At 59.1% G+C, this 16,517-nt stretch carries 15 protein-coding genes and 1 pseudogene; 9 read left to right on the top strand and 7 right to left on the bottom strand.

The window, feature by feature from the left end; genetic code table 11:
• Nucleotides 1-33 precede the first annotated feature (33 nt).
• Entirely contained in the window at nucleotides 34-1,776 is a 1,743-nt protein-coding gene (locus tag VLA07_RS21680) for an ABC transporter substrate-binding protein (RefSeq protein WP_115990194.1), read from the top strand.
• A 365-nt stretch (nucleotides 1,777-2,141) separates the two neighbouring features.
• Here the strand turns inward: VLA07_RS21680 and VLA07_RS21675 are convergent, their stop codons facing one another.
• The 4 genes from VLA07_RS21675 to VLA07_RS21660 form a co-directional block, all read right to left on the bottom strand.
• Nucleotides 2,142-2,519 (bottom strand): type II toxin-antitoxin system VapC family toxin, encoded by a 378-nt coding sequence (locus VLA07_RS21675; protein WP_115990193.1) that lies wholly within the window; start codon nucleotides 2,517-2,519, stop codon nucleotides 2,142-2,144.
• Complete coding sequence (locus tag VLA07_RS21670; protein ID WP_333991391.1) at nucleotides 2,516-2,854, bottom strand: type II toxin-antitoxin system Phd/YefM family antitoxin; 339 nt, start codon at nucleotides 2,852-2,854, stop codon at nucleotides 2,516-2,518. The genes VLA07_RS21675 and VLA07_RS21670 overlap by 4 nt, the downstream gene beginning before the upstream one ends.
• 400 nt (nucleotides 2,855-3,254) lie before the next feature.
• Nucleotides 3,255-4,688, bottom strand: a complete 1,434-nt coding sequence (locus VLA07_RS21665; protein ID WP_247268605.1) for a heavy metal sensor histidine kinase — start codon at nucleotides 4,686-4,688, stop codon at nucleotides 3,255-3,257.
• Nucleotides 4,685-5,359: a heavy metal response regulator transcription factor gene (locus tag VLA07_RS21660; protein WP_103369489.1), complete on the bottom strand. Its 675-nt coding sequence runs from the start codon at nucleotides 5,357-5,359 to the stop codon at nucleotides 4,685-4,687. Before VLA07_RS21660 ends, VLA07_RS21665 begins: the two co-directional genes overlap by 4 nt.
• Before the next feature lie 412 nt (nucleotides 5,360-5,771).
• Between VLA07_RS21660 and VLA07_RS21655 the strand changes: the two genes are divergently transcribed.
• From VLA07_RS21655 to VLA07_RS21620, 8 genes and pseudogenes are all read left to right on the top strand, one after another.
• A complete protein-coding gene (locus tag VLA07_RS21655; protein ID WP_333991261.1) occupies nucleotides 5,772-7,019 on the top strand; it encodes a TolC family protein in 1,248 nt (415 codons plus the stop codon).
• 49 nt (nucleotides 7,020-7,068) lie between these two features.
• Nucleotides 7,069-8,271 carry an efflux RND transporter periplasmic adaptor subunit gene (locus tag VLA07_RS21650; RefSeq protein ID WP_333991260.1) on the top strand — a complete coding sequence of 401 codons (1,203 nt, stop codon included), beginning with the start codon at nucleotides 7,069-7,071 and terminating at the stop codon, nucleotides 8,269-8,271.
• A gap of 15 nt (nucleotides 8,272-8,286) precedes the next feature.
• Entirely contained in the window at nucleotides 8,287-11,436 is a 3,150-nt protein-coding gene (locus VLA07_RS21645) for a CusA/CzcA family heavy metal efflux RND transporter (protein ID WP_333991259.1), read from the top strand.
• A gap of 212 nt (nucleotides 11,437-11,648) precedes the next feature.
• A pseudogene (locus tag VLA07_RS21640) lies at nucleotides 11,649-11,822 on the top strand (co-regulatory protein PtrA N-terminal domain-containing protein); the annotation flags it as partial.
• Nucleotides 11,823-11,911: 89 nt separating this feature from the next.
• Complete coding sequence (locus VLA07_RS21635; RefSeq protein ID WP_096795645.1) at nucleotides 11,912-12,244, top strand: DUF2790 domain-containing protein; 333 nt, start codon at nucleotides 11,912-11,914, stop codon at nucleotides 12,242-12,244.
• 460 nt (nucleotides 12,245-12,704) lie between these two features.
• Nucleotides 12,705-13,085 (top strand): DUF6124 family protein, encoded by a 381-nt coding sequence (locus VLA07_RS21630; protein WP_333991258.1) that lies wholly within the window; start codon nucleotides 12,705-12,707, stop codon nucleotides 13,083-13,085.
• 289 nt (nucleotides 13,086-13,374) lie between these two features.
• On the top strand, nucleotides 13,375-13,665 hold the full coding sequence (locus tag VLA07_RS21625; protein WP_041073246.1) for a type II toxin-antitoxin system TacA family antitoxin: 291 nt from the start codon (nucleotides 13,375-13,377) through the stop codon (nucleotides 13,663-13,665).
• A complete protein-coding gene (locus tag VLA07_RS21620; RefSeq protein WP_052510612.1) occupies nucleotides 13,623-14,144 on the top strand; it encodes a hypothetical protein in 522 nt (173 codons plus the stop codon). The genes VLA07_RS21625 and VLA07_RS21620 overlap by 43 nt, the downstream gene beginning before the upstream one ends.
• A 159-nt stretch (nucleotides 14,145-14,303) precedes the next feature.
• On the opposite strand, the gene VLA07_RS21615 is transcribed toward VLA07_RS21620, so the two are convergent.
• From VLA07_RS21615 to VLA07_RS21605, 3 genes are all read right to left on the bottom strand, one after another.
• On the bottom strand, nucleotides 14,304-15,629 hold the full coding sequence (locus VLA07_RS21615) for an OprD family porin (protein ID WP_333991257.1): 1,326 nt from the start codon (nucleotides 15,627-15,629) through the stop codon (nucleotides 14,304-14,306).
• A 173-nt stretch (nucleotides 15,630-15,802) separates the two neighbouring features.
• Complete coding sequence (locus VLA07_RS21610) at nucleotides 15,803-16,117, bottom strand: helix-turn-helix domain-containing protein (protein WP_007964870.1); 315 nt, start codon at nucleotides 16,115-16,117, stop codon at nucleotides 15,803-15,805.
• Nucleotides 16,107-16,457: a toxin gene (locus VLA07_RS21605; protein ID WP_007964869.1), complete on the bottom strand. Its 351-nt coding sequence runs from the start codon at nucleotides 16,455-16,457 to the stop codon at nucleotides 16,107-16,109. Before VLA07_RS21605 ends, VLA07_RS21610 begins: the two co-directional genes overlap by 11 nt.
• Nucleotides 16,458-16,517: the final 60 nt, after the last annotated feature.

The following is a 16,517-nucleotide window of genomic DNA, read 5'->3' as shown; positions in this document are numbered from 1 at the left end:
AATCGTGCTCCGTAACTCAAACTGGAGGTCTCTATGTTCGACAAAAACAATAAGCTGCGACATAGCATTTCATTGGCAGCCATGCTGGCACTCAGCGGTTTGAGCGCATCTGCCTGGGCCGATGCCTACGAAGACGCGGCGAAAAAATGGATCGGCAGCGAGTTCAAGCCGTCGACCCTGACGGCCGATCAGCAGCTCGAAGAACTGAAGTGGTTCATCAAGGCCGCCGAGCCGTTTCGCGGCATGGAAATCAAAGTGGTTTCCGAGACCCTGACCACCCACGAATACGAGTCCAAGGTGCTGGCCAAGGCGTTCACCGAAATCACCGGGATCAAGCTCACCCACGACCTGCTGCAAGAAGGCGACGTGGTGGAAAAAATGCAGACGGTGATGCAGTCGGACAAGAACATCTACGACGGCTGGGTCAACGACTCGGACCTGATCGGTACGCACTTTCGCTACGGCAAGACCGAATCGATCACCGACCTGATGGCCAACGAAGGCAAGAACTTCACCTCGCCGACCCTCGACATCAAGGACTTCATCGGCATCTCGTTCACCACCGCACCGGACGGCAAGATTTATCAGTTGCCCGATCAGCAGTTCGCCAACTTGTACTGGTTCCGCGCCGACTGGTTTGAACGCGCGGACTTGAAAGCCAAATTCAAGGAAAAGTACGGCTACGAATTGGGCGTGCCGGTGAACTGGTCAGCCTATGAAGACATCGCCAAATTCTTCAGCGAAGACGTCAAGGAAATCGACGGCAAGCGCGTCTACGGCCACATGGACTACGGCAAGAAAGACCCGTCGCTGGGCTGGCGCTTCACCGACGCGTGGTTCTCCATGGCCGGTGGCGGCGACAAGGGCCTGCCCAACGGCTTGCCGGTGGACGAGTGGGGGATTCGCGTCGAGGACTGCCATCCGGTTGGTTCCAGTGTGACCCGCGGCGGCGACACCAACGGCCCGGCGGCGGTGTTCGCCACGCAGAAATACGTCGACTGGCTCAAGGCCTACGCGCCACCGGAAGCGGCGGGCATGACCTTCTCCGAGTCGGGACCGGTGCCGTCGCAGGGCAATATCGCCCAGCAGATCTTCTGGTACACCGCGTTCACCGCCGACATGACGAAACCGGGCCTGCCGGTGGTCAACGCCGACGGCACGCCGAAATGGCGCATGGCGCCGTCGCCGCGCGGGCCGTATTGGGAGGAGGGCATGAAGCTCGGGTATCAGGACGTGGGTTCGTGGACGTTCATGAAATCCACGCCTGAGAAGCAGAAACTCGCGGCGTGGCTGTACGCGCAGTTCGTCACCTCGAAAACCGTGTCGCTGAAGAAAACCATCGTCGGCCTGACGCCGATTCGCGAGTCGGATATCAACTCGCAGGCGATGACCGATCTGGCGCCGAAACTCGGCGGTCTGGTCGAGTTCTACCGCAGCCCGGCCCGCGTGCAATGGACCCCGACCGGCACCAACGTGCCGGACTATCCGCGTCTGGCGCAACTGTGGTGGAGCCACATCGCCGAAGCGGCCAGCGGCGAGAAGACTCCGCAACAGGCGCTGGACGGCCTGGCCAAGGATCAGGACGCGATCATGACCCGCCTCGAACGCTCCAAGGCCCAAGCGGTGTGCGCCCCGAAAATGAACCCGGAACGCGACGCGCAATACTGGTTCGACCAACCGGGCGCACCAAAACCGAAACTGGCCAACGAGAAGCCGCAGGGCGAGACCGTGAGCTACAACGAACTGCTGAAATCGTGGGCGGATGCGCGTAAGTAATAGCTGAAATGTGAAAGGCGAACGGCACCGGAAGGTGCCGTTTGTTTTGTTGCCCGATCTACCGTAATCGCTTGCAGGCAAGCTCCCACAGGTTTTCTTGTTGTTCACAGACCCCAAAAACACCCCGATCCCTGTAGGAGCTGCCGCAGGCTGCGATCTTTTGCTCCTGATCTTCAAAGGCCAAGGCAAAAGATCGTAGCCTGCGGCAGCTCCTGCAGGACATCGGTCAATGCAAGCTTCATTTTTGAATTTCTTCAAAGATATCAAGCATGGGGTCAGGCCCGGGTACACCCGGATTCACTGTGTGGCTTGATGGTTGGCCTGGCAGCCAGCATTGATGTGTGACGGTGCTAGATGTGTCTTGATCAGACCAGAACAGCCAGATCGGTGTACCGAGCAACCAGAGCATCAGCCGTAAGTAACTTCATCGGTTCGGTCATCGCTGTGGCCACGATAATGCGGTCAAACGGATCGCGATGATGGTGCTCAAGATCCTTCACGGCGATGGCGTGCTCTGCAGTCACTGGCAGTTCGATAAAACCACTGTCGAGACAATATTGGCGGACTTCTTCCAGATCAATATTCAGCTTGCCGAGCCCGACCTTGATCGCCATTTCCCAGAAGGTGGCGGCGCTGATGTAGATTTCGGCGGCGTTCTCAATCAATTTTCTGGCTTTGCCGGACAGTCTGGCGTCATCACTGAGCGTCCAGAGCAAAACGTGCGTGTCGAGCAGAAGTCTCATGCTTGAGTGCCCTCAAATGCATCAAGCATGTCATCGGGCAGTGGTGAGTCGAAATCGTCGGGCGACAACAGTTTGCCTTTCATTGCGCCAATACGTTGAGCGCTGGGTTTTCCTACGGGAACGAGACGGGCCATCGCCCGGCCATGCTTGGCAATCGTGATGACTTGGCCAGCAGCGGCATCATCGACGAGTTTGGATAAATTGTTTTTGGCTTCAGCCAGCGGAACGATGATCATCAGCTCACCCCTGTATTCTGGACAAATATAGCCAGAATATTTCAGTGCTGCCAATCCGTAGACTTCTTCAGCCCATTCGCAAACGATGTCCCTGTTCATTTTTTGCCTCTCATCGGTATCCATCTGCCAGGGCCTCCACCTTAGTGCTATCTACTCAAAACTGGCTGTAGGACAAGACGGAGGTTGCGGCGAGAGCTTTCGGCGTTTGCGCGGGGATGGCAGTAAGTTGGTAAAAAATCGTACAAAAAATATCGACTGGCCCGCCGCCATCGCTGGCAAGCCAGCTCCCACAGGTTTCAGTGGTGCCCACCAAACCCAAAAACACCCCGATCACTGTAGGAGCTGCCGCAGGCTGCGATCTTTTGCTCCTGATCTTCAAAGGCCAAGGCAAAAGATCGCAGCCTGCGACAGCTCCTACAGGACATCGGTCAATGCCAGCTTCATGCTTGAGTTTCTTCAAAGGTATCAAGCATGGCGTCGAGCCCGGGTTCACCGCGACTTACTGTGGGAGCTTGCCTGCAAGCGATGGGGCCGTGGATGTCGCCGCAGGAAAACCGAGGCGGAATACGGTCATGACGCCGGGCAAGCTTTTCACCTCCGCCACCCCCTGATGCAGGCTCATGATCGAGCGCACGATTGCCAGTCCCAGCCCGGTGCTGCCCTGTGAACGCGAGCGGGCGCTGTCGACGCGGTAGAAGCGGTCGAACAGGTGCGGCAGGTGTTGCGCCTCGATGCCGGCGCCGGGATTGCTCACCAGCAGTGACGCCTGCGTCGCGCCTTGCTCGATCAGCAAGGTGATGGTTTTGCCGTTCGGGCAATGGCGCAGCGCGTTGGACAACAGATTGGAAATCGCCCGCTGGATCATCAGCCGATCGCCCAACACTGATGCGCTGCCAACAACGTTCAAATGAATCTGCTTGTCCTGCGCCGCCAGCGAAAACATCTCCGCAACCTTCGCCGCTTCCGCCTCCAGCGCCACCGCTTCAAACGGCGCCAGTGCCGACGGATGACTGACCTGCGCGAGAAACAGCATGTCCGAGACAATCCGCGCCACGCGTTCCAGCTCCTCGGTACACGACACCAGCACGTCCTGGTATTCCTCACTCGTGCGCTCGCGAGACAGCGTCACCTGGGCCTTGCCCATCAGGTTGTTGATCGGCGTGCGCAACTCATGCGCCAGGTCATCGGAGAACTGTGACAACTGCTGCACCCCGGCATCCAGTCGATGCAGCATGAAGTTGATGCCCTGCGCCAGTTCGCTCAACTCCTGCGGCATGTTCACCACCGACAGCCGATGCTCCAGATCCTGCGTCGAGACCATCGCCGCCACTTTGCGAAACTCGCGCAGCGGCGCCAATCCACGCTGCACCGCGCCCCACGCCGTCAGGCCGATGAACACCAGCAACAGCGGCAAGGCAATCAGCGTCGAGCGCAGATAGGCGCTGAGCAGCGCCTGGTCATGCGCGTTGTCCATCGACAGCAGCACCGGCACGCTGCTGCCGTCCTTGAGCCGAATCAGCTTCGACGCGGTAAGGAACTTCGCGCCCTCGTCATCGCTGCTGTCGCTATAGGCCAATTGTTCGGTGGTGGTTCGCACTGCGCGCAATTCGGCGCGTGGATCCTTGAGTCCCGAGCCGGATTTGAGCAGCGGCGTACGCAGGTTCGAACGGTCATAAATCGTCAGCGTCAGGTTGTCATGGCCCATGACCTGATCAAGCAGAATGTGCGGCTTGCCACTGACTTCGTTGGCGTCGACATACAGCGACAGGCTGTGCTCCACCTGCGCCATCTTCTTTTGCAGGCTGTCGCGGGACAGTGCATTCAGCTCATGGGTCAGGGCGAAATAGGCGAGGATCGCCAGGAATACCACCAACAACGCGCCGAGAATACTCACCGTCAGACCGAGGCGCATCGACAGGCTGGCCGGCTTCATTCCCGCGCCTCCAGCACATAGCCGACACCGCGCAGGGTGTGGATCAGTTTGTTGTCGAACGGGTCGTCGATTTTCGCCCGCAAGCGGCGGATCGAGACTTCGACCACGTTGGTGTCGCAGTCGAAATTCATGTCCCACACCAGCGAGATGATCTGCGTACGGGTCAGCACCTCGCCGGACTGGCGCATCAGCAAGTGCAGCAGGGCAAATTCCTTGGTGGTCAGGTCGATGCGCTGCGCGCCACGAAACGCCCGATGCCGGCCCGGATCCAGCTCCAGATCGGCGACTTTCAACACCTGCGGCAGCGGGATGTTTTCGCTGCGGCGCATCAGGGTACGCACCCGCGCCAGCAGTTCGGGAAACTCGAACGGCTTGACCAGATAGTCGTCGGCGCCCAGGTCCAGTCCGCGAATCTTGTCCGCCAGCCGCCCGCGCGCGGTGAGCATCATCACCCGCGTCGAGTGGGTGCGGCGCAGTTGTTCCAGCACGCCCCAGCCGTCCAGTTCCGGCAAGTTCACGTCGAGAATAATCAGGTCATAGGCCTGCTGTTGTGCCAGATGCAATCCATCGGCACCGGTGGCGGCGTGGTCAACGATATAACCACTTTCGGTCAAACCCTGATGCAAGTATTCGGCAGCTTTAAGCTCGTCCTCGACGACAAGGATTCGCATGATCTATCACCACTTTTATTTAAGGGATATTTAATTAAGGTGGCCGGGAAAGTTATGGTTTTTGTAAGGTCTTCCGGACGCTGTTCAATAACTGAATGACGAATACGGTAAAGGCTGTAGTGGCTACAGGGTCAATCTTGGAGGTCTTTAAAACGGCCATCCGCGACAGCCTGTCGCAGCCTGAATGCGCCAGCAGACATGTATTGCATTCAGGCAAGTGCTGTTCGGCAGATAACTACCGAGTATTTGTTTCCATGTATTGCGGCAAAGCCGATTGCACTTCGCATCCTAGAACAAAACAACTTTGCTGAACCGTGGATAACGGATTTGTAATGTTCCAGTCACCTTGTCGATAAGTTCAAAACCCTAACGTGGCGGCATCGAAAAATCCTGAATTAAAGGAAGTCCTCCATTGCCCGGTTTAATCGAACTGACGGCGCGATCACGCCTGAACAAAACCGCCAGCGGCCTCTTGTTGCTGGCGTGCAGCAGCCTGGCCAGCGCATCGACCCTGACACTGGATCAGGCGCTGCAAAGTGCCTTCGCCGGCAACCCCGATCTCGCTGCCGCGCAATGGGAAATCGGTATTGCCGAGGGCGATCGCCAGCAGGCCGGGCTGATCCCCAATCCCGAGGTGTCGTGGGAGGCCGAAGACACCCGGCGCGACTCGCGCACCACTACGGTGATGCTCAGCCAGCCGATTGAACTGGGCGGCAAACGCGGTGCGCGCATTGATGTCGCCAGCCGTGCGCAGGACGCCGCCGGCATTGAGCTGGAGCGCAAGCGCAATGCCTTGCGCGCCGATGTGATTCAGGCGTTCAACGGCGCGCAAACCGCGCAGCAACGCTTGCAGCTGTCGCGTCAGTCACTGCAACTGGCCGAGCACGGTTTGCGCGTTGCTCAGGGGCGCATCGAGGCCGGTAAATCATCGCCGGTCGAAGGTGCGCGAGCACAGGTGCAGCTCTCGGAAGTGCGCCTGGAGGTGAGCCGCGCCGAACGCGATCAGGCCAATGCCTATCAGCAACTGGCGCAGGTCATGGGCGCACCGTTGCCGACCTCGACCAATGTGCAAGCCGCCACGCAAAACCTCGCCACGCTGCCACCGCCCAGTCGTTTGCTCGAGCGTCTGAACCAGACTGCCGAGCTGCGTCTGGCGAAGCTGCAGATCGATCAGCGCGAAGCCTCGTTGGGCCTGGAAAAGTCGCAGCGCATTCCCGATCTGACCGTGAGCATCGGCAGTCAGTACAGCGAAACCGAGCGCGAACGGGTCAACGTGGTCGGGCTGTCGATGCCGATTCCGCTGTTCAACCGCAATCAGGGCAACGTGCTCGCCGCCGCACGCCGCACCGATCAGGCGCGGGATCTACGCAACGCCACCGAGCTGCGTTTGCGCACCGAGGTCCAGACCAGCCTTGAGCAATGGCAGACCGCCAACGGCGAAGTCAACGCGTTCAACCAGACCATCCTGCCTGCCGCACAAAGCGCAGTGGACAGCGCCACACGCGGTTTCGAAATGGGCAAGTTCGGTTTCCTCGACGTACTCGATGCCCAACGCACCCTGATCGCTGCGCGCAGCCAATACATCCAGGCCGTCAGCGAGGCGACCGACGCCCGCGTGCGCCTCGAACGGATCTTCGGCGACCTCAGCGTCAGCCCTTGAATTTCACTTTTCAGACAACTGCGCGATGGCACGGCGCAGAGGAGTTTCCATGGATAAAAAACTGATGGTGGTCGCGGTGGCGACCTTGGCGCTCGGCATTGGCATCGGTTCGATGTGGCCGGCCAATTCAACTATCGACGCGCATGCCGATGAGGCCTCCGAACACGCCGATCACGCCGATCACGCCGAGGAGGGCGCTGCCGCCGAAGGCGAAAATGCCGAAGAAGGCCACATCGAATTGAGCGCCGAGCAGATCGCCGCCGCAGGCATTCAACTGGCCGAGGCGCGTGCGCAGAGCATCAGTCTCGGCCTGTCGTTCCCGGGCGAAGTGCGCTTCGACGAGGACCGCACTGCGCACGTCGTGCCGCGCGTGCCGGGGGTGGTCGAGTCGGTGGCGGTCAACCTCGGGCAAACGGTGAAGAAGGGCCAGTTGCTGGCGGTGATTGCCAGTCAGCAGATCTCCGATCAGCGCAGTGAACAGGCCGCCGCACAACGGCGTCTGGCCTTGGCGCGCACCACTTACGAGCGCGAGAAGAAGCTGTGGCAGGACAAGATCTCCGCCGAACAGGATTTCCTCCAGGCCAAGCAGGCGTTGGAAGAGGCGGAAATCGCCATGAACAACGCCCGGCAGAAAATCAGCGTACTCAGCGGCAGCGTGGTCGCCACCGGCGGCAATCGCTACGAACTGCGCGCACCGTTCGACGGTGTGGTGGTGGAAAAACACCTGACACCGGGGGAGGTGGTCGATGAGACCACCGCGTCTTTCACCCTCTCGGATCTGTCGCGGGTGTGGGTCACGTTCGGTGTCTCGCCCAAGGATCTGACCAAAGTGCAGGTGGGCAAACCGGTGACTGTCAGCGCGCCTGAGTTAAAGGCCGAAGTGACTGGCAGCGTGGCGTACGTCGGCAGCCTGCTCGGCGAACAAACGCGCACCGCGACCGTGCGCGTGACCCTGGAGAACCCGCAGGGCTCATGGCGTCCGGGGCTGTTTGTCACCGCACTGGTCGCCACCGAGAGCCGCCAGGCCAAAGTCGCGGTGCCGGAAACCGCGATCCAGACCGTCGAGGACAAACCCACGGTGTTCGTGCGTACCGACGACGGCTTCAAGGCGCAGGCGGTGGAACTGGGCAGCCGTGCCGCCGGCCACGTGGAAGTCACCCAAGGGCTGGAACCGGGCGTGCAAGTCGCCAGCGCCGGCAGCTTCGTCCTCAAGTCGGAGCTGGGCAAAGCCTCAGCCGAGCACAGTCATTAATTCTGGAAGGTCCCCATGTTCGAACGCCTGATCCAGTTTGCCATCGAGCAACGCATCATCGTGCTGCTCGCCGTTCTGCTCATGGCCGGCCTCGGCATCGCCAGTTATCAGAAACTGCCGATCGACGCCGTGCCCGACATCACCAACGTCCAGGTGCAGATCAACACCGGCGCCGCCGGGTTCTCACCGCTGGAAACCGAGCAGCGCATCACTTTCCCGATTGAAACCGCGATGGCCGGTTTGCCGGCGCTGGAGCAGACCCGGTCGCTGTCGCGTTCGGGGCTGTCGCAGGTCACGGTGATCTTCAAGGACGGCACCGACCTGTTCTTCGCTCGCCAACTGGTCAACGAGCGTTTGCAGATCGCCAAGGAGCAATTGCCCGAGGGCGCTGAAGCGGTGATGGGGCCGATCTCTACCGGCCTAGGCGAGATCTTTCTGTGGACGGTCGAGGCGCAGGAGGGCGCGTTGAAGGACGACGGCACTGCCTACACGCCGACCGATCTGCGGGTGATTCAGGACTGGATCATCAAGCCGCAATTGCGCAACGTGCCGGGCGTCGCCGAGATCAACACCATTGGTGGTTTCGCCAAGGAATATCAGATCGCGCCGGACCCGAAACGCCTCGCCGCGTACAAGCTCACGCTCACCGATCTGAACACCGCGCTGGAGCGCAACAACGCCAACGTCGGCGCCGGGTACATCGAGCGCAGCGGCGAGCAGTTGCTGATCCGCGCACCGGGGCAAGTGGCGAGCACCGAGGACATCGCCAACATCGTCATGGCCAATGTCGATGGCACGCCGATCCGGGTGAAGAACGTCGCCACGGTGGAAATCGGCCGTGAGTTGCGCAGCGGTGCGGCCACCGAAAACGGTCGTGAAGTGGTGCTCGGTACCGTGTTCATGCTGATTGGCGAGAACAGCCGCACGGTCTCGCAAGCGGTGGCCAGCAAGCTGGAACAGATCAATAAATCCCTGCCGCAAGGCGTGATCGCGGTGCCGGTGTACGACCGCACGCACCTGGTCGACAAAGCCATCGCCACGGTGAAAAAGAACCTGATCGAAGGCGCGATTCTGGTGATCGCGATTCTGTTCCTGTTCCTCGGCAACATCCGCGCCGCGCTGATTACGGCGATGGTGATTCCGCTGTCGATGCTGTTCACCTTCACTGGCATGTTCAGCAACAAAGTCAGCGCCAACCTGATGAGCCTCGGCGCGCTGGACTTCGGGATCATCGTCGACGGTGCGGTGGTGATCGTCGAAAACACTCTGCGCCGGTTGGCTCACGCACAGCAGCATCACGGCCGTTTGCTGACTCGTGCCGAGCGTTTCAAGGAAGTGTTCGCGGCGGCGAAAGAGGCGCGCCGACCGCTGATTTTCGGCCAGTTGATCATCATGGTGGTGTACCTGCCGATCTTCGCCCTGAGCGGCGTCGAAGGGAAAATGTTCCACCCGATGGCGTTCACCGTGGTCATCGCGTTGCTCGGTGCGATGCTGCTGTCGGTGACCTTTGTGCCGGCAGCGATTGCGCTGTTCGTCACCGGCAAGGTCAAGGAAGAAGAGGGCGTGGTGATGCGCGGCGCCCGTCGGGTGTATGCGCCGGCGTTGGCCTGGGTTATGGCCCATCGCGCGGTGGCCGTGGGCGCGGCGTTGGCGGTGATCGTGCTCAGCGGCGTGCTCACCAGCCGCATGGGCAGCGAGTTTGTGCCGAGCCTCAGTGAAGGCGATTTCGCTCTGCAAGCGTTGCGCGTACCGGGCACCAGCCTGACGCAATCGGTGGACATGCAGCAGCGTTTGGAGACGCTGATCCTGGCCAACGTGCCGGAGGTTGAACGGGTGTTCGCCCGCACCGGCACGGCGGAAATCGCCTCCGATCCAATGCCGCCGAACATCTCCGACAGCTACGTGATGCTCAAACCCAAGGATCAATGGCCAGACCCGAACAAGTCCCGCGAAACCCTGATGGCCGAACTGCAAGCCGCTGCCGCGACGCTGCCGGGCAGCAACTATGAACTGTCGCAGCCGATCCAGTTGCGCTTCAACGAACTGATCTCCGGTGTGCGCAGCGATGTCGCGGTGAAGGTGTTCGGCGATGATATGGACGTGCTCAACGCCACGGCGGCGAAGATCGCGGCGGTGATGCAAAAGGTCAACGGTGCCGCTGAAGTGAAGGTCGAGCAGACCACCGGCCTGCCGGTGCTGACCATCAACATCGACCGCGACAAGGCGGCGCGTTACGGGCTCAACGTCGGTGATGTGCAGGACACCATCGCTGTGGCAGTGGGCGGGCGTCAGGCCGGCACCTTGTACGAGGGCGATCGGCGCTTCGACATGGTGGTGCGTTTGTCCGACGCCATGCGCAAGGACATCGATGGCTTGTCGGCGTTGCTGATTCCGGTGCCGGCGCTGAGCGGTGCGGCGAATCAGATCGGGTTTATCGCGCTGAAGGACGTCGCCAGCCTCGATCTGGTGCTCGGGCCGAACCAGGTCAGCCGCGAAAACGGCAAGCGTCTGGTGATCGTCAGCGCAAACGTGCGCGGGCGGGATATCGGTTCGTTCGTCAGCGAGGCCGGTGCGCTGATCGAGCGCGAGGTGCAGGTGCCGGCCGGTTACTGGACCAGTTGGGGCGGGCAGTTCGAACAACTGCAATCGGCGGCCAAGCGCTTGCAGATCGTGGTGCCGGTGGCGTTGCTGCTGGTGTTCGGCTTGCTGTTCATGATGTTCAACAATCTGAAGGACGGGTTGCTGGTGTTTACCGGGATTCCGTTTGCCTTGACCGGCGGGGTGATGGCGCTGTGGCTGAGGGATATTCCGTTGTCGATTTCCGCTGGCGTGGGGTTTATCGCGTTGTCCGGGGTGGCGGTGCTCAACGGTTTGGTGATGATCGCGTTCATTCGCAATTTGCGCGAGGAAGGAAGGTCGCTGGCGGAGGCGATCAACGTCGGTGCGTTGACGCGGTTGCGGCCGGTGTTGATGACGGCGTTGGTGGCGTCGCTGGGGTTTATTCCGATGGCGCTGGCAACCGGCACCGGTGCCGAAGTGCAGCGGCCACTGGCGACGGTGGTGATCGGCGGGATTCTGTCCTCGACGATTCTCACGTTGCTGATCTTGCCCGCGCTGTACCAGATCGCCCATCGCCGGGATGAGGACACAGTACCGTCTGAGTAGGTGATCTCCTGTGGGAGCGGGCTTGCTCGCGAAGAGGCCGTGTCAGTCGACATCAATGTTGGATGACACACCGCTTTCGCGAGCAAGCCCGCTCCCACATGGGTTCCGTGCACTGATCCGGCAGATAACGGATATGTAATTCCCCCGCCACCGTCACGAAAGGTGCGCCTTGTTACTTTGATCCCGTCAGTTACTTAAACGAGGAATCAACCATGAAATTCGCCCAACTCAGCACCTTCGCAACCGCCCTGATGCTGTCGTCACTGGCCATGGCCGAAGGCGGTGGTGACCGCACCTTCGACCGCATGATGACCGCCAATGATCGCGCGGTGGAGCTGTTCGTGGCCAAGGAACAGGCCCGCGACCCGGTCGTGGTCAACGAGAAGACGACAAGACCAAAGACCTGTAAGCCCGGCGCACTGGAACAAGCCCGTTGTCGTGTGCCGATGCCGGGCTTTTTTACGGAGGAGTAAACATGCAGTTGATCAAATGGATGACCTTCGCCGGCATCATGGCGATGTCGGTAAATGCACTGGCTGAAGGCGGCGGCGATCGCACTTTCGAACGTGCTTTCAGCGCCAACGCCAAAGCCATGGAGCAATACGCCGCCGAGCAGGGCAAAGCGGCGCCGGTGGTCAAGGAATACGAATACGGCATGAAGCTCGACGTGGTGAAAATCGTCAGCGTGGTGAAGCCGCAGCCGGCTTGCTCGGTGGTGCCGACGGCCATGACCTACGAGGACTCGCAAGGGCAACTCAATACGCTCAAGTACAGCGTGGCAGGCGTGTGCCGCAACAGCGGTGGCTAACCAACACCTAATCCCTGTAGGAGCTGCCGAAGGCTGCGATCTGTTGATCTTGGTCTTCAAAGTCAAAAGATCGCAGCCTTCGGCAGCTCCTACACGGGGCACATTTTCAGTATCACGATCTGTATTTAGATTCGGAATGTTTAAAGGTTGTGTGGGAAAAGCTGAACCTTCCCACAATGTTTTCAGGTTGTCCCTCGGACGTCCGCTCTCTAGCCTGTGTGGGTCGCTGCCAAATCAGCGATCGGGATTGGAACCCCTCGGTTAACTGACGCAAAACGCACCGTTCATGACGTATGCTTGCGCACTTTCATGTGTGCACACCGTTATGGCGGCTGTGCGCGGGAGACTTCGAGTCTGTCGGGTTTTGCTCAGTTGCCCGGGTTCCAACCTGCGTACAGCTGCCACCCCTTCGCGTGGAACCGAAAGGGCCAGCTCCACCGTCAAGCTGAGTGAAAACATTATGAAAAAGCCAACACCCAATCCGCCCGAAGCGAACGCTGCTGCAGACCCCGATCCAACATCCCCCTACGCCGCCATCGACACCCACAAACTCCACGAAGCCGCCGAGCGCGCCCTCGACTACTACCTCAAGCCCGTAGCGCCCATCATGGCCACGCCTTACACCGCCAACGCGCTGTTCCTGGTCAACCCCAACGCCGACACCGAATCCCTGCTGGCCAACGCCTGCGAATCCCTGGCCTCGGCCACGGTGATGCTCGGCGACTTCGCCGCGTTGCTGGAGGGCACGCATCGAAAGACGCTGCTCGGCATCGCTCAGGTGGTCATGCTCGGTGAACTGGCGGTGAACAAAGCGCTGGATAACGTGGAAGTCGCGACGTAGGCGAAGGTCCTTTGACGAGGATCCTTTTCTCGCCAGACCTGAATAAAATGACCGTGTATCTGAAAGCTATACGCGTATATGCATTAGCTACACGGTCGGTATAGAATCGACTCCGAAGTCGCTCTCATGGCTTCGCACCTCAAACGTTAGATCTCACGTTAAGAGCATGGCCTAATCCTCTCCGGGCCACTCAAGGAGTCAGAAAATGAAAAATAAACAAAAGCTGATGTGCTAACGCCATAAGGAGGCTCCAGCTCCAACATCACCTACCCAGATGGGAAACAGAACAATGTCCACAACTGAAAGCGTTGAAAAATCCAAACCCGTTCCAATCAACATGAGAGCGGACGAAAAGAAACGTAATCTGATCGATTTGGCAGCCGCCATGTCTGGTCGTGATCGCACAAGTTTTATCCTGGAAGCTGCCTGCCAAAAAGCTGAAGAGGTGATTCTGGATAAACGACTGTTCCTTCTCGACGACAGCGCATTTGACGCATTCGAACAGGCTATTGAAGCCAATCCGGCTCGAGGTAACGAATGCCTGCACCAACTGCTCGCTCGTCCAAAACGTTGGAGTTGACCGCGCCCGAGAAGCTCAACGACCAACACGAACTTGATGCCTTCGATTCTGGTGAGGTGACCATTGACCAATACCTGCAGAGGAAGGCGCGAAAAGCCCAATCCACCAAGCAGGCTGTTGTGTACGTCAGTTGCCTCAAAGGTACGTCGAATGTGATGGCCTACTACACGCTATCCAGCGGATCAGTCGCCCGCGCCAGCGTCATGCCGAAAAGCCGTCAACGCAACTCGCCCAGTGTCCATCCGGTAACTCTACTGGGACGTATGGGCGTAACACGGGAAGCTCAGGGCCAGGGCTTCGCCATCGATTTACTGCAAGATGCGATTGAAAGAGCTCTCAACGCGTCTCAGTCGATCGGATCCAGCGCGATAATTGTTCATCCCTTGAATGATCGGCTGTCGAGCTTTTATATCAAGTACGCGGGATTCATTCCGTGCCCCGACATTTCCCCTATAACACTGATGCTGCCTTTACGCTAAAAGCTTGGATTAATCAGCTATCCGCCAGGTTGTCTCGATAGCGGGTTGATTATGTCGCGACCGCAGAGCAAAAAAGGCGCCCCGAAGGGCGCCAAAAAATTCACCTCTGACCAAAGGAGCAAGGAGCTTCTAAAGGTGAATGGTATTGCTCGGGGAAACTCAGAGAATCGCCAGCGGATACTCGACGATCACCCGCACTTCATCCAGGTCCGACTCGAACGCCGTGGCGCGGGTAGTGGCTTGGCGCAAGCGCAGTGACAGGTCTTTCATCGAGCCGCTTTGCACCACGTATTTGACTTCGATATCACGCTCCCAACGTTTCTGATCGGTCAGCGGATTGCCCTCGGCATCGCGGCGCATGTACACGGCGTTGGCGTTGGAATAGTCGGCGTCGGTGCCACGTGCGTAACGGGTCATGAACGACAGACCGGGTACGCCGTAAGTGCTCATGTCGAGGTCATAACGCACCATCCACGAACGTTCTTTCGGCGAGTTGAAGTCGCTGTACTGGATCGAGTTGTCGAGGAAGATCGAGTCGGACTGGCGCAGGTAATCGAAGTCGTCGTTGCCGTTGTTGCGCTGGTGGGAGAGGGCGACGGAGTGCGCGCCGAGTTTCACGCCGACGCGGCCGCTCCAGATGTTGTTGTCGAACTGGCCAAGCAGTTGTTTGCCTTCGTCGACTGCCTTGTAATAGTTCAGGCCGCCGAACAGCGACAGGTCATCCGACAGCGGATAGGTCCAAGCGGTGCCGGCGTAATACTGATTCCAGGCATCCTTGAGGCGACTGGAGTACAGGCTGAAACTGAGGTTCTTGTTCAGCACGTAGTCGCCTCCGCCATAAGCGATCCACGGCGAATTGACCGGGCCGGCGTAGAACGTGGCGAAATTTTCGCGCATGTCGCTGGACACCGGTTGGCTCATCGCATGCAAACGACCGCCCTGAATCGACAGACCGTCGATGCTGGTGTTGGTCGCCGTCACACCGCGAAAGCTTTCCGGCAGCAGACGCGAATCACCTGCGGCTACCACCGGGTTGGCCGGGAACACATCACCGACCTTGACCACGGTATCGAAGGCCCGCACTTTGGCGGCGCCACCGACTTTGGTGTATTCATCCCGCGCCTGGCCGTCACGGTTGACCGGCAGCACATCGAACGAACTGCGCCCGCCGTTGCGGCCGTCACCGGTGTCGAGTTTCAAGCCGAGCATGGCAAATGCATCGACACCGAACCCGACGGTGCCTTGGGTGAAACCGGATTCGAACTTGCTGATCACCGCATGCGCCCAGGCTTCGGAATAACCGTTGCCGGTGGGGCTGGACTGGCCGTTGCGATGATCACGATTGAAGTAGAAGTTGCGGTTGAGCACCGTCAGGCTGCTGCCCTCGACAAAGCCCTCAGGCTTGTCTTCTGCAAACACCATGGACGGCCCGGAGCCGACCACCACCGCTAAAGCGGCCATCGACATTTTTGTATTGTTAACCATCAAACACTCCTTGGGTTCGGCAGAACGGGAACATGCGTCGGCGTGGTTTTATTGTTCGGCGGGGCAGGGCCCGCCGGCATTGGTCGCCGGGTAACATCGTTGCAAGCTGCGGATAACGCCAAGGTGATGGGGGAATTACAATTTCGTCATGTGGCTGGAATCAAAACCCCGTGTCAGGTCAGGGCTGCGAGTTGTTCGATTGTCTGTGGAAAACGCTCGACCAGACGGATCAGGGTTGTGGCCTGAGCATTGGGCGTAGCTCGTCCTTGCTCCCAGTTCTCGAGCGTTCGCGTATTGGTGCGTAGATACATCGCGAATACTGACCGGGAGAGATTAAGTTGCTGACGGATGGCTACCACTTCCTCAGCGGTAATCGGCATCAGTTTTGGCAGCTGAACCTTGTGGGTACGCAAGGTGATTTTGCCTTGGCGTTCATCGGCCAGTGCTTCCAGTCCATCCATCAGTTCGGAAAAAATGTCACGTTTCATAGTGGCTTCTCGCGTTGAGTTCTCTATCCAGTGTTTTTCTGAAAAGCTTTTTCTGGGCAGGCGTCAAATCGTCCTGCTCGTTTTTGTTGTAGACGGTAAAGAGCCAGAACTGATCGAAGCCTGACCACCAGTAATAAATCACTCGTAATCCGCTGCGCTTGCCTTTCCCTCTTCGTTGGTCGCTAAAGCGAATTTTACGAAGCCCGCCTGTGTCCTCGATGAGATCGCCCGCTTCCGGATTTTTCAGCAACTCCAATTGAAAGCTGCGAAACAGATCGTCATCCAGATAGTCGTCTCGGTGCTTCTGAAACACAGGCAATTCGATAAATAGAGCATCCATGTTCTGTACGTTACCTGCGTATAGTGTTGTCTCGATAATCGAATCGGTCAAGGCCTCCAG

Source organism: Pseudomonas sp. S3(2024) (assembly GCF_036861315.1).
Taxonomy (GTDB): Bacteria; Pseudomonadota; Gammaproteobacteria; order Pseudomonadales; family Pseudomonadaceae; genus Aquipseudomonas; species Aquipseudomonas putida_A.
Note: the sequence above shows the minus strand (reverse complement) of the source record. Positions and strands in the feature narration are given on the sequence as shown.